This window comes from Flavobacterium yafengii, assembly GCF_030010375.1.
In the GTDB taxonomy this organism is placed as follows: domain Bacteria; phylum Bacteroidota; class Bacteroidia; order Flavobacteriales; family Flavobacteriaceae; genus Flavobacterium; species Flavobacterium yafengii.
In genome coordinates, this window is the sequence record NZ_JASCRY010000004.1 from 1 (window position 1) to 19659 (window position 19659).

The window sequence follows — 19659 nt, forward strand, 5'->3', positions numbered from 1 at the left end:
AAACGGAGCAGGAAATATAACTGCAGGAGCTACAACACTTACGCCAACTTATACACCAACAGCTGCCGATGCTGGAACTTCTGTTACTTTAACAATGACCGTAACCAGTGATAATGCATGTGCACCGCAAACTGAAACTGCAACCTATACAGTAATTGTTAATCCGTTACCAACTGCAACTGCCGGTGGAACACAAACCATTTGTTCAAATGCAACCGCAACCGTAAGTGGAGCTTCCGCTACTAATGGAACAATCCTATGGACTGAAAACGGAGCAGGAAATATAACTGCAGGAGCTACAACACTTACGCCAACTTATACACCAACAGCTGCCGATGCTGGAACTTCTGTTACTTTAACAATGACCGTAACCAGTGATAATGCTTGTGCGCCACAAACTCAAACTGCAACATACACGGTAATTGTTAATCCGTTACCAACTGCAACTGCCGGTGGAACACAAACCATTTGTTCAAATGCAACCGCAACCGTAAGTGGAGCTTCCGCTACAAACGGAACATTCCTATGGACTGAAAACGGAGCAGGAAATATAACTGCAGGGGCTACAACGCTAACTCCAACGTATACACCAACTGCTGCCGATGCTGGAACTTCTGTTACTCTAACAATGACTGTAACCAGCAATAATGCTTGTACGCCACAAACTCAAACTGCAACATACACGGTAATTGTTAATCCGTTACCAACTGTGTCAATTGCGGTCAATCCAGGAAATAACATCTGCGCAGGTACCTCAGTCACTTTTACAGCAACTCCTGTTAATGGTGGAGCAACTCCTTCCTATCAATGGAAAGTAAATGGTATAAACGTTGGAACCAATATTTCAACATTTACTTCTACATCATTTATGAATACAGATAAAGTGACCGTTGTTTTAACTTCAAGCACTGCTTGTACTTCTCCTGTTACCAGTAATTTAATTACAATGACTGTGAATGATGTTGTCGTGCCATCAGTTAGTATATCAGCTTCTTCTACAACAATTTGCCCTGGTAACTCGATAGTTTTTTCTGCTTTAGCAACAAACGGAGGGACAACTCCTTCTTATCAATGGATGATAAATAGTATTAATACTGGCACAAATAGTCCAAGTTTTTCTACTTCATCACTTGCTGATGGAGATATAGTAACTGTTAGACTAACATCTAATGCTATTTGCGTATCGCCAATAACTGATATCAGCAACAGTATTCCAATTACAGTTAATCCGGCAACACCCGCAACTCCTGGAGTAATCTCAGGAACATCAACGGTATGTCCTGGCATTTCAGGATTAACGTATAGCGTTGTTGCAGTAACCAACGCAACAAGTTATACTTGGTCAATTCCAACTGGATGGTTAATAACTGCAGGCGCAGGAACAAATTCTATTACCGTGACATCTGGAAGCGCAGGACAGAATGGAAACATAAGTGTTACCGCTGGAAATAGTTGCGGCACTAGTGCATCTAACTCTTTAGCAGTTAACGTAAGCCCCGCAACACCCGCAACACCCGGAGCAATATCAGGAGCTAATACACAATGTCCAGCATTAACAGGACAAACATACAGCATAACTGCAGTAACAAATGCTTCAACCTATAACTGGACAGTCCCAACAGGATGGTCAATTACAGGAGGTACAGGAACAAATTCTATCACTGTAACATCTGGTAATCCAGGCCAAAATGGAACTATTAGTGTTACAGCCACAAATAGCTGTGGAACAAGTTCAGCAAGAAGTTTGGCTGTATCTGTAAGTCCAGCTACACCAGCAACTCCGGGAACAATAACAGGAATTGTTACACAATGTCCAGCATTAACAGGACAAACATACAGCATAACTGCAGTAGCAAATGCATCAAACTATAACTGGACAGTTCCAACAGGATGGTCAATAACTGGTGGTGCAGGAACAAATTCTATTACTGTAACATCTGGTACAGCCAGTCAAAATGGAACTATTAGTGTTACAGCCACAAATAGCTGCGGAACGAGTACAGCTAGCACTCTCGCCGTAACCGTAAGTCCGGCGACACCGGTAACACCAGGAGTAATTGCTGGAACACCGACTGTATGTCCATCGATTACTGGATTATCATATAGCATCGCTGTAGTCCCTAATGCTACAACTTATAATTGGACAGTTCCAATTGGATGGTCATTAACTGGTGGTGCAGGAACAAATTCAATAACAGTTACATCTGGAACAGCAGGTCAAAATGGGACTATTAGCGTTACTGCAACAAATAGTTGTGGAACAAGTTCTGCAAGAACTTTGGCTGTAACGGTAAGTCCGGCGACACCCGCAACGCCAGGAGCAATATCAGGAACTGTTACACAATGTCCTGCATTAACAGGACAAACATATAGTATTGCTGCTGTTGCAAATGCTTCATCGTATACTTGGACAGTACCAACTGGATGGACAATAACCGGAGGTGCAGGAACCAGTTCTATTACTGTAACATCTGGTACAGCGGGTCAAAATGGAACAATTAGTGTAACTGCCACAAATAGTTGTGGAACGAGTACTGCCAGTGCTCTCTCCGTAACAGTAAGCCCAGCTACACCAACACTACCAGGAGTAATCTCAGGAACATCGACTGTATGTCCAGCAATTATAGGGTTAACATATAGCATCGCTTTAGTCCCTAATGCTACAACTTATACTTGGATAGTACCAACTGGATGGTCAATTACTGCAGGTGTGGGAACAAATTCAATAACTGTAACATCAGGTAGTACAGGCCAAAATGGAACTATTAGTGTTACTGCAACAAATAGCTGCGGAACGAGTTTAGCAAGAACTTTGGCTGTAACCGTAAGTCCAGCAGCACCAGCAATGCCGGGAGCAATAAGTGGTTCTGTAGAACAATGTATAAGCAGAACAGGGCTTGTTTATAGTATATCCGCTGTTGCAAATGCTTCATCGTATACATGGACTTTACCGTTAGGATGGAGTATAACAGCTGGTATAAATACAAATACAATTACTGTTTCAACATCAGGAACTGCAGTTGCTGGAAATATTACTGTAACCGCTAATAATTCATGCGGAACAAGTGGTGCTCAAACTTTTGCAGTTTCTGTAAATACTGCAATCCCGGCTACACCAGGACTTATTAATGGAGTAACCGTAATTTGTCCAACTAAAACACTAACATACTCAATAGCGGCTGTTTCAAATACCAGCAATTATATTTGGACTGTACCAACAAATTGGTCTATAACAAGCGGTCAAGGAACGACTTCAATAATAGTACAAGTACCAAATAATGCATCAAGCGGTTTTGTCTCAGTAATTGCTACCAATGTTTGTGGAAATAGCCCTCCAAGTACATTGCAAGTAGATGTCAATAGTAATGGAGGAGTATCTGCAGGAATTGACCGAATAGTTTGTTCAGGAACACCTTCAATAACTTTAGAAGGTGCAATTAGTGGTGTAATTAATAACCAAAATGAATGGGATTGGGTAGTTACTACCGGTACTATTAATTCGCCTAACTCATTGTCAAGTAGCTATACTCTTCCTCCAGGCTTCACTTCTGGAAGCATTACAATAAAAATTGTCAGTAATCAAACAACTGTTGATTGCCCGGAAGTATCAGATGAAATGATTATCACAGTTCTTCCTAATCCTACAGCCAACATTAGTGTAACTGGAGCAAATCCAATTTGTAATGGATCTACATCTAATATAACATTCACTGCAACTCCTAATACAACTCTAACTTATACCGTTTCGGGTGTTGCCGGTTCATCAACAATAAATATTGGAGCAAGTGGAACAGCTTCATTGACAACAGCGGCATTGACTTCAAACACAATCTATACATTAACAAGTGTTTCATATTCTTCAACTCCAACATGTATCCAAACTGTTTCAGGAACTGCAACTGTCACTGTAAATACAGCTCCAACCGTAAATGCTGGTGGGACTGATGTGGTTTGTCAATCACCTTCTCCTTCACCCATTACATTATCCGGAGCAACTCTTGGCGGAGGAGCCACAACTGGCGCATGGTCTATAACCTCAGGTGGAGGATTATTAAGTAGTACAGCACAAACCGCAACTCCCGCAACCGTTACCTATACTCCTGCTGCAAATTTCAGCGGAACAGTTACATTAACTCTTACCACAAATGCACCAACGGCATGTTCTCCAGTAAGCGCAACAAGAACTATTACCGTGAATGTAACTCCAACGGTAAATGCTGGAGGTCCCAATACTGTTTGTCAATCGGCTTCTCCTTCAGCTATCACATTATCTGGAGCAACAGTTGGTGGCGGGGCCACAACTGGAGCGTGGTCTATAACTTCTGGTGGCGGAACCTTAAGCAACACATTACAAACTGCATCTCCTGCAACCGTTACGTATACTCCTGCTGCAAATTTCAGCGGAACCGTCACGTTGACTCTTACCACAAATACACCAACGGCATGCTCTCCAGCAAGTACAACTAGAACCATCACTATAAATGCGGCTCCTACTGTAAATGCTGGAGGAACTGAAATTATCTGTCAATCTCCAACACCGAATGCAATTACATTATCTGGGGCAAGTGTTGGTGGCGGAGCTACAACAGGAGCATGGTCTATCACTTCTGGCGGAGGAACCTTAAGCGACATAGCACAAACTGCAAATCCTGCAACCGTGACCTATACTCCTGCTGCAAATTTTAGCGGAACCGTTACCTTGACTCTTACCACAAATGCACTTACTGCATGTTCTGCTATAAGTACAACTAGAACTATAACTGTCAATGCTACGCCAACTGTGAACGCTGGAGGTCCTAATACTGTTTGCCAATCGGGAACACCATCGGCAATTACACTAATTGGTGCAACCGTTGGTGGTGGAGCTACAACCGGAGCATGGTCTATCACTTCGGGAGGTGGATTATTAAGTAGTACAGCCCAAACTGCGACTCCTGCGACTGTTACTTACACTCCTGCTGCAAATTTCAGCGGTACAGTCACGTTGACTCTTACTACAAATGCTCCAACTGGGTGTTCTGTAATAAGTGCAACCAGAACCATCACTATAAATACCGCTCCAACGGTAAATGCTGGAAGTCCTGATATTGTTTGTCAATCTCCAACACCGTCTGCGATTACATTATCGGGTGCGAGTATTGGTGGCGGAGCTACAACTGGAGCATGGTCTATTACTTCGGGAGGTGGGTCATTGAGCGATACAGCCCAAACTACTACTCCTGCGACTGTTACTTATACTCCCGCGGCAAATTTCAGTGGAACTGTCACTCTTACTCTTACTACAAATGCTCTAAGTGGCTGTTCAGTCATAAGTGCTATAAAAACCATTACTGTAAATGCTGCTCCAACTATAAATGCCGGAGGAACTGTAACTGTTTGTCAATCAACAATACCGTCTGTGATTACACTTTCTGGTGCAAGTATAGGTGGTGGAGCTACAACCGCAGCATGGGCTATTACTTTAGGCGGAGGATCATTGAGCAGTACAGCTCAAACGGCAACACCTGCAACCATTACTTACACTCCTGCTGCAAATTTCAGTGGAACCGTTACCTTGACTCTTACAACAAATGCACTAACGGCATGTTCTGCCATAAGTGCTACTAGAACTATTACTGTGAATGAAGCTTCAACAGTTAGTGCTGGAATAAATCAAATTATCTGCTCAAATACTACAGCTACAATGGCGGGTTCATTTGGAGGCGGTGCTTCCTCAGCTACTTGGAGCACAAATGGAAGTGGTACATTTAATAACAATACACCAACCGCAATCTACAGTCCAAGTGCAGCTGATATCAGTTCAGGTAGTGTTACTTTAACGTATACGACTAATGATCCAATTGGTCCATGTGGAGCTTTAAATGCAAATATGATTCTAACTATAAAAAAAGCTGTCGCAATTACTAATCAACCTTCAAACACAAGTATATGTGCCAGTTTCCCTACTAGTCTAAGCGTTGTTGCCGTTGGTGACGGCTTAACGTATCAATGGTATAAAGGAGCTGCTCCTTCTGGTACTGCATTAGTTAATTCTACTAATATTTTGGGTGCACAATCTGCTAATCTTAATTTTAACCAAGCAAACTTAAGCGATGATGGTATTTATTACGTAGTCATTAGCGGAGCATCACCTTGTGCTACAGTCACTTCTGCACAAAGAACATTGAATGTAGACCAAGCAATTATAATATCTTCTCAACCTGTTTCACAATCACTATGCAATGGCTCTAATGTTACATTTACTGTAGTTGCTGACGCAAACGGAGATCCTTTATCCTATCAATGGAGAAAAAATGGTTCTAATATTACTGGCCAAACAGCTTCAACTTTAACAATAAATTCTATTGTATCTGGAGATGCTGCAAATTATGATGTTGTAATTTCAGGTCCTGCTGGTTATACCTGTTCATCCGTTCAGTCTGCTATAGCAACATTAATGGTTACACAAATTCCGACAGTAATAATTAGTTATGCTGGAAATCCATTTTGTGAAAATATTACAACGGCTCAACCTGTAACAAGAACAGGAACAAATGCATTTACAGGAGGTTTTTATTCCTACTCAATTGTTTCAGGCGGACCAACATTAAGTTTAGATACTTCCACTGGAGCAATAACTCCTAGTACAAGCAACGCAGGAACTTATACCATAACGTATACAACTCCTGTAACTGGAATTTGTATGCCTGTAACAGCAACAACAACCGTTACGATAACTCAAATTCCAACAGCAACTATTAGTTACACGGGAACACCATTTTGTAATTCAACACCTACAGATCAAGCAGTAAATTTAAGCGGGACAAATGCCTATACAGGAGGAACCTATTCTGCTCCAAGTGGATTAACAATTAACGCAACTACTGGAGCAATTTCACCAAGTTCAAGCACTGCAGGTACTTATATCGTAACCTATACGATTCCAGCCTCTGGAGGTTGTGGCATCACTTCAGTAACAACATCGGTTACTATAAATCCGCTTCCTGTTGCTACATTCAATTATGGTTCCACTACTTTTTGTAAGAGTGCTGCGAATCCATTGTTAACTTTTACTGGAGGTGGAGTTGCAGGAATATTTAGCTCGACACCTGCAGGATTGTCTATTAATTCCTCAACAGGAGCAATCAATTTGGCGACGAGCACAGCAGGAACATATACAGTTGTCAATACTATAGCAGCATCAGGTGGTTGTATAGCAGTTACCCATTCCCAATCATTAACAATTCATCCTGTAACCATTGGCGGTTCAATAACTGGTTTTTTTAGTGCTACTCCAACAGTAATAAGTAATATAATTACTGCCTGTCATTTAGGTAGTGGTACACTTAATTTAAATAGTACTGTTGGAAATATTTTGCGATGGGAATACACTACTAATGGTGGCGTAACTTGGGTTCCTATTGCAAATACAAGTACTGTAAATAATTTTACGAATATCAGCCAAACAACATTATACAGAGCAGTAATTGAAAGTGGGGCTTGTGGTCTTGCCTATTCAGCCATAGCAATTGTAAATGTTATTCCGCCAAATATTAAACCAGATCCTGTATCGGCATCACCATCAACTTTATGCTTGGGAAGCTCTTCTTTATTTACGTCCCAAAGTAGTTATGGTACTGGACAATTTTTGCAAGGCGGTGATTTTCAAACAGGGCAATTGAATACGCAAGACCCTAGAGGCTGGTTGGTCGATGGTTCTCCTGGAGGTTATACCGCATCTGCCAATAATACAAGTTCTAACCATTGGGCAGGTACAAACCCACATCCTTTTCCAGGCGGAATAATTTATGATTCAGGTGATCCAAAATTCGCAATTGCTAATGGTCCGTTAACAACAACCTTACAAACGCCTATATTTAATTCATTAGGCTTAACGACCTTTTCATTTGGATTTGATCAGGCCTATAAATTATTGACTGGAGACCGCATACTCATTGAACTTTCGTTGAACGGAGGCGCAAGTTATACCGTTACTTTACAAGATATTACCGGACCAGCTCAATCAGCCCTCTTTAATACTTTTGCGAATGACAATACTTCATTCGATTTACAAAATTATATAGGCCAAACACAATTAAGAGTAAAATTTACTTTTATAGGAGCGAATACAAACAGTGCCTGGGCTTTAGATAATTTTAAATTCCCTGATGCACCGCCAAATCAAACAATAGAATGGACTGATGAAGACGGAAATATAATTTCAACAATAAATACGGTGAATATAACACCTGTTTCACCAGGAGTTCAAGTTTATGGTGTCACAACTTTAATTAATGGATGCAGAAGTTCAGGAATAGACGGAACTGAATTTGTTACCGTTAATGTAAACTTTGCTTATGCAGGAAAAGATCTTGCAATTGTAGCTGCTGACTGTGGTAATAATACGGTAACTCTTAATGCTTATGACAATAGGCTTACTGCAGCGCAAAATATAGCAAAAGGTGCTTGGGACAATAATTATATAACAGATACCGCTATAGGTACAGGTGCGACTGGAAAATGGACCATTAAATCCAGTACCGCAATAAGTCCTTGTAATATAGCAACCTTTTTTCCAAATGATACCGATCCTAATGCTACGTTTACCGGTGATGCTGGAACTTATGTATTAAGCTGGACTGCGGCTGGGTGTTCAGATGATGTTACTGTTGTTTTAACTGATTGTTCTACAATCAATTTCGACGGTACAAATGACAATATAACCTTTAAAGACAATTATGATTTGACAACGCCATTTAGTATTGAAGTTTGGGTAAAACCAAATTCTGTAACTGGGACACAAACCATCTTTTCTAAACGCGATTCCAATAATCTGGCTACTGGTTATGATTTGAAATTAACAGGAGACAAAATCTCATTTAATTGGAATGGAGCAGGAACAGTTATCTCTAATAATGCCATTAGCACAAATAGATGGTATCATATTGCAGTTACTTTCAGTGGTACAACGTATCGCTTGTATATTGATGGTATCGAAGTAAAAAATGTATCGGGTACATTACCGACTAGTAATGATTTTGATTGTATTCTAGGAGCAATGAATAGATTTGGAAGTCAACCTGTGAGCTATTTTAATGGTTGGATGGATGAAGTCAAAATTTGGAATAAAGCATTAACTCCAGAACAATTGCACCAAATTATGAATCAAGAAATTTCAAGCAACGGAACTGCCGTTACAGGAGTAATTGTTCCTGTAGATGTCAACGGATTGTCATGGACAACGGATTTATTGGGCTATTACCAAATGAGTTCCATCAGTTGTGGTTATCTCAATCCAACAAAAGGAACTGCGGTAGGTAAATTAAGAAATATTACCAGCGCACAAGAACAAACTGCTCCAATACCATACACTTCAAGAGTTAATGGTCAAGATTGGGGTACGGATACTACTTGGACACATTTTAATGTTTGGGATGCGCCAAACAGCTTAGGAGTTGATAATAGTACTCCAATTGATTGGAATATTGTACAAATATCACACAATATTAATTCAGGAAATAAAGACATTACAGTATTAGGTTTACTTTCAACTGCTGGAAAATTAACAATGGCTGATCCTGTTGTAACTAATCCAATTGAAAATAATGATGGTCAAGGCTTATGGATTACTCTATATCTATTATTGAATGGAAATATTGATCTCGTAGGTCAATCACAACTGGTACAAAAGAGATATACAGCAACCCAATACGATGACAGTATATTAGATGAAGTCAGTTCCGGATATATTGAACGAGACCAACAAGGCCAACGAAACAGTTACAATTATAATTATTGGTCATCACCAGTAAGTATTCAAGGAGGTTTAAATAATTCGCCATATGCAATTGCAAATATTTTAAAAGATGGAACGAATTCATTGAGTCCAAATACTATCGATTTCAATGATGGTGCCTTTTATGCAGATGTAGTTTCAAATCCTATAAAAATCAGTAACCGCTGGTTATGGTCTTACAATTCACAAACACTAAATTCAAATACGGACTTAAATGATTATTATCAATGGAAATATGTTGGCAGTACCGGTCTGATAAAAACAGGTGAAGGGCATACTATGAAAGGTACTGGTGGTATTGCTGCAATCACAGCATTGCAAAACTATGTCTTTACAGGAAAACCTAATTCAGGAACTATTACATTATCATTACCTTATGACCAAACGTACTTAGTAGGAAATCCTTACCCATCTGCGCTTGACGCCTATAAATTCATAAGAGATAACTTAAAAGATTGTTCAGGATGTACTAACACAGACAATGTCTTTAATGGAGCTCTGTATTTTTGGGATCATTTTGGCTTATCCAACAATCATTATTTAGCTGAATATGAAGGTGGTTATGCAACCTATACGTTAATGGGAGGAGTTGCTGGTATTGCTGACAGTTCTTTAACTGCTACTGGAGCAGGTACAAAAGTACCAGAACGATACATCCCTGTAGCACAAGGATTTTTTGTTGATGCTTATCTAGACTCTGGATTAACAGGAGTTGAAATTCCAACTTTAGTTAATGGTGGTACACTAACTTTTAAAAATAGCCAACGAGTATTTGTAAAAGAAAGTGGAGGGAACTCGCTCTTTATGAAAACAGCTGGAGCAACTAAATCAAGTGCAAAAGATTCAGATGCAGAAACCGAAACGAGATCAAAAATAAGACTCGGTTTTGACTCTTCACTTGGTGTTCACCGACAACTATTACTTGGAGCCGATAGTAGCACTACATCAATGTTTGACATTGGTTATGATGCCCCAATGTTTGATTTGAGTATCGATGATATGTTTTGGGAAATAAACAATATTGAATATGTGATTCAAGCTGTTACTGATTTTAATGACAATCAAATAATCCCTTTAGGACTTACTGTAGGAAACGAAGGTAAAGTCAAAATAAAAATTGATGCTCTCGAAAACATATCTAATACAACTGAGATTTACCTCCATGATAACGTAACGGGTATTTATCATGACATTCGCAATAGTGATTTTACAATTTCATTGGCCGTTGGCGAATACCGAGACCGTTTCTCTATTCAATTCACAAACAAAACACTTGATGTTGATGAGAATAATTTGAATGACGGACTTATAGTTTTATACTCTAACAATTATAAAGTCTTAATTATTCAAAATAAAGCTCTTGATTCAACCGTGAATGAGGTGCGTCTCTTCAATATATTAGGGCAAGCTGTGGCAAATTGGGATGTAAAAAATGAAAATCAAACCAAAATTCAAATTCCAATCAAAAATTTAAGTTCAGGAGTATACATCGTAAAACTAAAAACTTCAAAAGGAGCGTATAGCAAAAAAATTATTATCAAATAAAATGTATGTTTCCAGTAGTTAATCAGATTCGATTAAGTAAATATTAATCTGAATTTTAATAATTGATTTAAATTATTATTTATATTTGAATTATAATTTTGGATTTATATCCAAAGAAAAAAGAAAAACTATTTAAATTTATAAAAATGAAAAAGATAATAGCATGTATAGCAATTGCATTTCTGACTGTAAATCTTAGTGCGCAAGAAAGTAAAACTGCCACAAAAGAAAAAGCTAAAAAAGAATCCTGTTGCGCTAAAAAAGATTCAAAATCAAAAGCGATGAGTGCTGACGAAATAGAAAAATGTCAAGCAAAATGCAAGGCCGAAGGAAAAAAGTGTGATGCATCATCAGCAAAAGCAAGTGGAAAAAAATGTTAATCTAAACAATATAAATTTTAATTTCCTATAAAAAACGCCTCTAGATTTAGAGGCGTTTTTCTATTTTCATAAACAACTACGTATTTTTATTTAACTCTTACACTCCATTCAAAATCCATTTCAGAAACTTGAACTCCTTTTTCATCCGTTCCAATAGACTTCATCCAGAAGGTTTCTCCTTCTCCAGTAGCAATTGTTTTTTCAATTGCTTCTTCAATTAAATGACCATCGGTACAGGTAAAAGTGATTCTACCCGTTGCTTTTTTGGTAAAATTTCCTTTATTGTTTGCAACAAGCATTGATATTTTTCTGCCGCTTTTTTGGATTTGAAACATCACCAAAGCTCCTGTAGAAAGCTCGGCAGCCATCGCTTGCACTGCAAAATACATGGAATTAAAGGGATTTTGATTAATCCAACGGTGTTTTACTGATACCACACATTTGTTTTCATCGATCTCTTTTACACGTACTCCACAGATAAATGCCGACGGTAATTTAAATAAGAGAAATTTATTAAGTTTTGACGCTGTAAGTTTCATATGTAGCTACTTTTTGTTTTGTTTTTTAGAAATATGGTATCGCCATTCTTCTTTATTTTTTTGTGATTTTGAATCATGGCGAGTTCATTATCGCTAGGTTTTTTGCTAAAATACAAAAAAATACTATGCGTACATATTAAATTAATTTGTTAATTTTATGTTAATATTTGGTACTATGCGAAACAAGATACTGTCTTTTAGATATATATTTGCATAAGAAATTACTATATACTTTTAATCATGGAAACAACTACCGAAAAAAACACCGCAACATTTACTCATTTGAGTGCATTGACTCAATATTTTATTCCTTTTGGAAATTATATTTTTCCAATAATACTTTGGACTTCAAAAAAGGAAAGTTCAGAATTTGTGGATCACCACGGAAAACAAGTACTTAATTTTCAGTTAAGTTTATTATTGTATTCTTTAGTGCTGATACTAATTGCAGTTCCAACATTTTTAATTACACTGTTTAAAAATGTTCCTTTCGAAGCTGTAGTAAATGATCACGATTTTGTTTTTAGAAATTTTAACTTTGAAGGAAACATTGGAATGTTAACAGTAGGATTAGTTGCTGTTTTAGTTTTTGGTCTTTTGAAAGTGGCTGAATTCTTTTTAATCATTTATGCTTCAATCAAAACATCAAATGGAGAAAAATATAAATATCCAATAACGATTCCTTTTATTAAGTAGGAAAAATAAAATCGATTAAAAGAGAATAGACGTAATAAATAAAGTGACCCAAATAGTAAGGAGCGATTGCTTCACTCCACGCAACCACAAATCAATCATCAATCAAAAAATGAATCGTTTAATCAACACAAAATCAAAAAAAAGAAATTATGAACATTGAAAACACAAAAGCCCAGATGCGTAAAGGTGTTCTCGAGTTTTGCATCTTATCCGTATTAAAAGAAAAAGATGCATACACATCGGAAATATTGGACACATTAAAAAACGCAAAATTATTAGTCGTGGAGGGAACCATTTACCCGCTGCTAACCCGATTAAAAAATGATGGATTACTCAACTATCGTTGGGAAGAATCAACATCAGGACCACCAAGAAAATATTACGGTCTAACTGAAATAGGACAAACATTTTTAAAAGAACTTAGTAGCACCTGGACTGAATTATCAGATGCCGTAAACCTTATAACCAACCAAAAACAATAGTCATGAACAAAACTGTAAATATAAATCTAGGCGGAATGTTCTTTCATATAGATGAAGATGCATACCAAAAATTAACTCGATATTTTGATGCCATAAAACGTTCTTTATCAAATTCATCAGGGCATGATGAAATCATAAAAGATATCGAAATGCGTGTTTCAGAATTATTGAATGAGAAACAAATAAGCGACAAACATGTTGTGGGTTTAAAAGATGTAGATGAGGTTATTGCCGTAATGGGACAACCAGAAGATTACATTATTGAAGATGAGTTGAAAGGTTCTCAAAACTTTAGTGACAGTTCAAACAGAAGAACAAAAAAATTATACCGCGATAAAGAAAAAGGTATGATTGGTGGTGTTGCATCTGGATTAGGACATTATTTTGGAATTGATTCCGTATGGATCAGAATCGTTCTAATACTATTAGTTTTTGCTGGATTTGGAACTGGAATTTTAGCGTATATCATTCTTTGGATTGTTACTCCTGAAGCCGTTACCACATCAGAAAAACTTGAAATGACTGGAGAACCCGTAAATATTTCGAATATCGAAAAAAAAGTACGTGAAGAGTTTGAAAGCGTTTCTGGTAAAATAAAAAATGTGGATTACGATAAATATGGCAATCAAATAAAAACGGGTGCCGGGAAAATAGGAAGCTCTTTTGGTGATTTTATCATGACAGTTTTCAAGATTTTTGCAAAGTTTTTGGGTGTAATTTTAATCATCACAGGAATTGCAACATTAGTTTCTTTACTAATTGCTGTTTTCACTTTAGGTTCTTCAGATTTTATTGATGTGCCATGGCAGAGTTTCATTGAAGCAGGAAATTTCACGGATTACCCAATATGGTCTTTTGGATTGTTAATGTTCTTTGCTGTTGGAATTCCGTTCTTTTTCTTGACACTTTTAGGTTTCAAATTATTGTCTCCAACCATGAAATCAATTGGAAACATAGCTAAATACACATTATTGGCACTTTGGATAATTGCAATAGCGATATTAATTTCGATAGGAATAAAACAAGCATCAGAAGTGGCTTATGAAGGAAAAACAGTTCAGAAGGAAACGATTAATGTATTGCCAAATGATACTTTGTTTGTAAAATTTAGATACAATGAGTATTACACAAAAGACATTGACGACAGAGAAAGCTTCAAGTTTGTTCAGGATTCAGCTAACACCCAATTGATTTATTCCAATAATGTGAGTCTAGAAATTTTACGCACAGACGAAAAATTACCTTTCATTCAAATTGAAAAAATTGCTAGAGGTAAATCATTTCAAGATGCAAAACGAAGAGCTGAAAAAATAAAATACGCTATCAAAATTGAAGGAAATCAGTTGATTCTAGACAATTATTTATTGACAGAAGTAGCTAATAAATTCCGTGACCAGGAAGTAGAAATATTTTTATACCTCCCAGAAGGGATTCTGTTGAAACCAGATACTTCAGTACAAAATTACGACAGATCTGATGATTCATTTTTCAACTTACACTACAGTTCAGACAATTACATTTACAAAGTAGAAAATTCTCAAATAAAATGTTTAAATTGTCCTGCTGATGAAAATGAATATAATGATGTTGATGTAAATGAAAACGGTGATAATGTAGAAGTAAACATTACTGGAAAAGTAACCGAAAATGACAGTATTACAACTACTACTGTAAAAGTAAACGGCGAAACGGTAACAGTGAATGAAGCTGGAACCAAAAAAGGCTTATCAGTAAGCAAAAACGGTGTAATCATTAAAAATTAAAGCTATGTTAAAAATCATCACATTAATTACAAAATTTATTCTGGTTGCGTTAACTGCCTTACTATTCGCATCGTGTAACCATTCCATTAATTTGAAATCAATTGAAGGAAGCGGGAATGTCACCACCGAAAGAAGAAATGTGGAGGGTGATTTCAAAAGCATAGAAGTCAGCAATGCTATCGATCTTGTCATTGAACAATCAGACGTAACTGAAATAGTAGTTGAGGCTGATGATAATTTGCAGAAACATATCATTACCAAAGTTGAAAATGGTACACTCGTTATTTCTTGTGATAAAAATTCTTTTATCAATACGAAATCTAAAAAAGTAACTGTAAAAATGCCTGTTATTGAGCAATTAGAAGCCAATAGCAGTGCGTCAATAACTAGCAGAAACACTATAAAAGGAGAAAATATCACACTAAATACTTCTAGTGCAGGAACTATTGACCTGAATATAGAAGCAGATGATATCACTTGTGATTCCAGTAGCGGTAGCAGCATCACCATTAATGGAATGGGATTAAAAATGAAAGCAAATGCATCAAGTGGAAGCGAAATTGACGCCAAAAACTTATTAGCAAATGAAGTTAATGCCGAAGCTTCCAGTGGAGCTACCATAAGTGTTCACCCTATTGTGAGTCTGGATGCCGAAGCCTCTAGCGGAGGAAGCATAAACTACAATAAAGTTCCAAAATCAATTCGAAAAGAAACCAATTCCGGAGGAAGTATTCATCAAGAATAACAAATCATTTTACTAAAATCAAAAAATCATCCATCACAAGTGGATGATTTTTTTATATTTGTGTAGACTCTAATTCAAATGACTATGAAAAAATACGCTGCTATACTCCTGCTCCTTTTATCAACTACATTGACATTTGCACAGAAAAAGGAAAAAATAAAAGGCTCAAAAACAGTAACTGTAGAACAAAGGAAAGTGGGTAATTTCGAGTCGCTTACTGTTGAAGACAATCTCGAAGTATACTTGGAAAGAGGCGAAAAAACTGAACTAAAAATTGAAGCCGATGAAAACTTACACGATATTATTTCTTTGGATTTAAGTGATAATATATTGCGCATTTATACTACAAAACAAGCCACCAATTATAAAAAAATGATTGTTAGAGTAACCTATACGAATGATTTAAATCTGGTTACTTCAAAAAATGAAACTACTGTAAATGCAATTCAGGAAATTTTATTGAATGATTTCACACTGAAAGCACATGATGCATCCAAACTATTTCTGAATGTGAATGCCAAAAACTTCGTATTACAATCTGATGATAAATCAAAAACCGAACTCAATTTAAAATCAGAAAATACTACCATCGAATTAAGTAAAAATGCATCTCTAAAAGCCTTAGTCACCACAACTGATTTGAAAGTGGATATGTACCAAAAATCAGATGCAACTATTGAAGGAGATGCAACTAATGCCATTATTCGGTTGGATAATAACTCGAGCTTGACAGGAAATAAATTAACTATAAAAAATGTTGATGTAACCACCGAAAGTTATTCTAATTGTAGTGTAAATGCTGTAACAACCGTTATTATAGACGCCGCTAATAAATCAGAAATCCAACTTGTGGGCGCTCCAAAAATTGAAATCAGAAAATTTGCCGATGAAGCAAAATTGATAAAAAAGTTGAAATAGAAAATCCTCTCCCCAACCCGCTCCAAAACAGAGGGAGTAAAAACTCGATTGATTAATATATCTTCTAACTAACAAAAAGTCCCACTTGCAAAGGCAAATGGGACTTTTTTTATATTAAAATTTTCTTACTAGGATTATTCTTTAGAAGCCAAATATCTTTCAGCATCAAGTGCGGCCATACAACCTGTTCCGGCTGCTGTTATCGCTTGACGATATACATGATCCGCAGCATCACCTGCTACGAAAACGCCATCAACATTTGTTTTTGAAGTTCCTGGAGTATTGATAATATATCCTGTTTCGTCTAATGTGATATAATCTTTAAAAATATCTGTATTTGGTTTGTGACCAATAGCTACGAAGAAACCAGTTGCAGGAATATCAAAAACTTCATTTGTAGTTTTATTTAAAGCCTTTACCCCAGTAACTACTTGCTCATCTCCTAATACTTCAACAGTATCGTGATTCATTAATATCGTAATGTTCTCTGTTTTGCGAACACGTTCTTCCATGATTTTTGAAGCTCTAAATTTTTCGCTACGCACCAACATGGTTACTTTTTTACAAAGTTTTGACAAATAATGTGCTTCTTCACAAGCTGAATCTCCTGCTCCAACAATCACTACTTCTTGATTTCTATAGAAAAAACCGTCACAAACAGCACAAGCCGAAACTCCACCACCCATTTTTAAATAGTGTTGTTCTGATGGCATCCCTAAATATTTAGCTGATGCTCCAGTAGAAATAATTACTGTTTCGCAATGCAATTCTATAGTATCATTGATCCAAACTTTATGGACATCTCCTGAAAAATCTACTTTAGTTGCCCAACCATCACGCACATCAGTACCAAAACGTTGTGCTTGTGCTTGCAATCCCACCATCATTTCCGGACCAGTAATTCCTTCAGGATTACCAGGCCAATTTTCTACTTCATTAGTAGTTGTTAGCTGCCCACCAGGTTGCATTCCTTGGTATAAAACTGGATTCATGTTAGCTCTGGCGGCATATATTGCTGCGGTATAACCCGCTGGACCAGAACCTATAATAAGACATTTAATTTTTTCGATTGTATCTGACATAGTACTTTTTTGTTACATTTTTGAAGTTGCAAATGTAGTTTTTTAATAAAAAAATACAGTTATAAAAGCATCATTTTTACCTATGCCAAAATAATATTCTCCTATTTACGCTTTTGATTTGCTCAAATAAAAAATATTTCTATCTTTGCACCAGAATTACGGGGTGTAGCGTAGCTCGGTTATCGCGCCTGCTTTGGGAGCAGGAGGCCGCAGGTTCGAATCCTGCCACCCCGACAAAAGTCGAGCAGAAATGTTCGACTTTTTTGTATAATAAAATCTCCCTTATCGCGTCAGAAAAACCGTGAAGGCAAAAGTTCTAATTACCCATAATACAATAAACTAAGCTGTAAAGTAAGGTTCCAAAATATCTTCAAAATTATACAATCCTTTACTTTTATTTTTTAAATTTTCAGCAACAAAAATAACACCGCTGCCAAATGCTTCTCTTGAAATGGATTCGTGAATTAGTCGGACCGTTTGGAATGGAAATCCAAAAATTACTTCATGTTTTCCTACAATACCACCGGCTCTAACTGAATTTATATTTTCTTTTTCAACATTCAATGCCTCCGCAATTTTAATTGCAGTGCCTGAAGTTCCTTCTTTTAATTTAAAATGTTCTTCATTGATTTCAATATCTACCCAAGGTGCAATTTTTTTTAAAAATTTAGCTGCAAACAACAAATAATTAACCCCTAAAGTAATGTTTGGAGACCAAAACACAGTGGTTTGCAAGGCTAACTCTTTCAGTAATTTCATTTCACTTTCTTTATAATGCGATATAGCTGAAATAATTTTAATTTCACGCTCGGCAGCTATTGATCCATAAGTATAAATTCCTTGGTCTGAAGAAAAATCGATGATAATATCCACTGGGTGTTTATCTAAAAGCTCTTGCATTGAAATAGTAGCACTTGAATATATCAATCCTGATTCATCAGAATGTACACCTAAGAATTCAGGAACAGACCTGTGTTCTAAAAGGATACTTTGCCTTAACACCCATTCCAAACAAAACCCTTCGTTTTGAAGAATTACCGAGGCTACGGCTTTACCAGTTTTTCCAAATCCTATTAATCCAATTTTCATATTATTGTTTGTTATTTTTATTGTAATAAATTAAGCAACATATTAATCTAAAAATCTTTTAATAATTAAATCACCTCTGAAATAAGCAGCACATCTTCTTTTATTTTTAATGGCATTTGTTTTAAAATTATTTTTCTTGAAATAGAATAACTACTTTTTTATAAAAATCTAATCTCAAATAAAAAATGATAAATGGTTCAAAAGCCAACCTTACGATTAAAAGAGAATAAATCAAGACATTATAACTATTGAAAAATATAAACTATACGTAATGTAAACATAGACATTTCAATCTGGTTAACAACTTCAGAATATCCTTTTATTATGCCTATTCCATTTCTTGCTTTTATTCCTTTTTCAGAAAAGAAAACTCACTATCAAAACTTCATTTTCTTTAGCCCAGATGGCAGTGAAAAGCTTCGACGAGCTGCTCTCGATTTTTTCTTGACAGAAAAGAGCGACCAAAGGAAGCTCCTTTTATGGCTTAAGAAAAAACTGGGAGCAGCTCAAGAACTTGTAACGCACAGCTGGAATAGCTCCTACAAAATGAAATCTGTTTTGAAAATGGGAATTATCAAATAGCAACTAATCAAGCTTTAACAAATGTTAACAAAATAGATTTTTAGAAACCATAAATAATTGTAT

11 protein-coding genes and 1 tRNA gene are annotated in these 19659 nt (G+C 36.6%); 9 read left to right on the forward strand and 3 right to left on the reverse strand.

From position 1 onward, the window contains the following. Positions 1-94: 94 nt before the first annotated feature. Positions 95-11320 (forward strand): LamG-like jellyroll fold domain-containing protein, encoded by an 11226-nt coding sequence (locus QLS97_RS12960; protein WP_282717241.1) that lies wholly within the window; start codon positions 95-97, stop codon positions 11318-11320. A 146-nt stretch (positions 11321-11466) separates the two neighbouring features. Then, positions 11467-11700, forward strand: a complete 234-nt coding sequence (locus QLS97_RS12965) for a hypothetical protein (protein ID WP_282717243.1) — start codon at positions 11467-11469, stop codon at positions 11698-11700. Positions 11701-11786: 86 nt separating this feature from the next. On the opposite strand, the gene QLS97_RS12970 is transcribed toward QLS97_RS12965, so the two are convergent. Next, entirely contained in the window at positions 11787-12239 is a 453-nt protein-coding gene (locus tag QLS97_RS12970; RefSeq protein ID WP_282717244.1) for a DUF4442 domain-containing protein, read from the reverse strand. Positions 12240-12479: 240 nt separating this feature from the next. Between QLS97_RS12970 and QLS97_RS12975 the strand changes: the two genes are divergently transcribed. From QLS97_RS12975 to QLS97_RS12995, 5 genes are all read left to right on the forward strand, one after another. Further along, positions 12480-12935 (forward strand): DUF4870 domain-containing protein, encoded by a 456-nt coding sequence (locus tag QLS97_RS12975; protein WP_282717245.1) that lies wholly within the window; start codon positions 12480-12482, stop codon positions 12933-12935. Positions 12936-13084: 149 nt separating this feature from the next. Next, entirely contained in the window at positions 13085-13417 is a 333-nt protein-coding gene (locus QLS97_RS12980; RefSeq protein WP_282717246.1) for a PadR family transcriptional regulator, read from the forward strand. Positions 13418-13419: 2 nt separating this feature from the next. Continuing rightward, the gene (locus QLS97_RS12985) at positions 13420-15180 is read left to right on the forward strand and encodes a PspC domain-containing protein (RefSeq protein WP_282717247.1); all 1761 of its coding nucleotides are present in this window, start codon (positions 13420-13422) and stop codon (positions 15178-15180) included. 4 nt (positions 15181-15184) lie between these two features. Next, on the forward strand, positions 15185-15925 hold the full coding sequence (locus QLS97_RS12990) for a head GIN domain-containing protein (protein WP_282717248.1): 741 nt from the start codon (positions 15185-15187) through the stop codon (positions 15923-15925). An 84-nt stretch (positions 15926-16009) separates the two neighbouring features. Continuing rightward, positions 16010-16843, forward strand: a complete 834-nt coding sequence (locus tag QLS97_RS12995; RefSeq protein WP_282717250.1) for a GIN domain-containing protein — start codon at positions 16010-16012, stop codon at positions 16841-16843. Positions 16844-16977: 134 nt separating this feature from the next. Here the strand turns inward: QLS97_RS12995 and trxB are convergent, their stop codons facing one another. Then, positions 16978-17925: a thioredoxin-disulfide reductase gene (gene trxB / locus QLS97_RS13000; protein WP_282717252.1), complete on the reverse strand. Its 948-nt coding sequence runs from the start codon at positions 17923-17925 to the stop codon at positions 16978-16980. A 159-nt stretch (positions 17926-18084) separates the two neighbouring features. On the opposite strand from trxB, the gene QLS97_RS13005 reads away from it, so the two are divergent. Then, positions 18085-18159: transfer RNA gene (locus tag QLS97_RS13005), tRNA-Pro, on the forward strand. A 105-nt stretch (positions 18160-18264) separates the two neighbouring features. On the opposite strand, the gene QLS97_RS13010 is transcribed toward QLS97_RS13005, so the two are convergent. Continuing rightward, positions 18265-19014 (reverse strand): 4-hydroxy-tetrahydrodipicolinate reductase, encoded by a 750-nt coding sequence (locus tag QLS97_RS13010; RefSeq protein ID WP_282717254.1) that lies wholly within the window; start codon positions 19012-19014, stop codon positions 18265-18267. A gap of 324 nt (positions 19015-19338) precedes the next feature. On the opposite strand from QLS97_RS13010, the gene QLS97_RS13015 reads away from it, so the two are divergent. Then, positions 19339-19596, forward strand: coding sequence for a hypothetical protein (locus QLS97_RS13015; RefSeq protein ID WP_282717256.1), 258 nt, complete (start codon positions 19339-19341; stop codon positions 19594-19596). The last annotated feature ends 63 nt before the right edge of the window (positions 19597-19659 follow it).

What these genes read in the sequence shown, in the direction of transcription:
- QLS97_RS12960 (WP_282717241.1), top strand. Translation starts at nt 95, where the DNA reads ATGACCGTAACCAGTGATAATGCATGTGCACCGCAAACTGAAACTGCA.
- QLS97_RS12965 (WP_282717243.1), top strand. Translation starts at nt 11,467, where the DNA reads ATGAAAAAGATAATAGCATGTATAGCAATTGCATTTCTGACTGTAAAT.
- QLS97_RS12970 (WP_282717244.1), bottom strand. Translation starts at nt 12,239, where the DNA reads ATGAAACTTACAGCGTCAAAACTTAATAAATTTCTCTTATTTAAATTA.
- QLS97_RS12975 (WP_282717245.1), top strand. Translation starts at nt 12,480, where the DNA reads ATGGAAACAACTACCGAAAAAAACACCGCAACATTTACTCATTTGAGT.
- QLS97_RS12980 (WP_282717246.1), top strand. Translation starts at nt 13,085, where the DNA reads ATGAACATTGAAAACACAAAAGCCCAGATGCGTAAAGGTGTTCTCGAG.
- QLS97_RS12985 (WP_282717247.1), top strand. Translation starts at nt 13,420, where the DNA reads ATGAACAAAACTGTAAATATAAATCTAGGCGGAATGTTCTTTCATATA.
- QLS97_RS12990 (WP_282717248.1), top strand. Translation starts at nt 15,185, where the DNA reads ATGTTAAAAATCATCACATTAATTACAAAATTTATTCTGGTTGCGTTA.
- QLS97_RS12995 (WP_282717250.1), top strand. Translation starts at nt 16,010, where the DNA reads ATGAAAAAATACGCTGCTATACTCCTGCTCCTTTTATCAACTACATTG.
- trxB (WP_282717252.1), bottom strand. Translation starts at nt 17,925, where the DNA reads ATGTCAGATACAATCGAAAAAATTAAATGTCTTATTATAGGTTCTGGT.
- QLS97_RS13010 (WP_282717254.1), bottom strand. Translation starts at nt 19,014, where the DNA reads ATGAAAATTGGATTAATAGGATTTGGAAAAACTGGTAAAGCCGTAGCC.
- QLS97_RS13015 (WP_282717256.1), top strand. Translation starts at nt 19,339, where the DNA reads ATGCCTATTCCATTTCTTGCTTTTATTCCTTTTTCAGAAAAGAAAACT.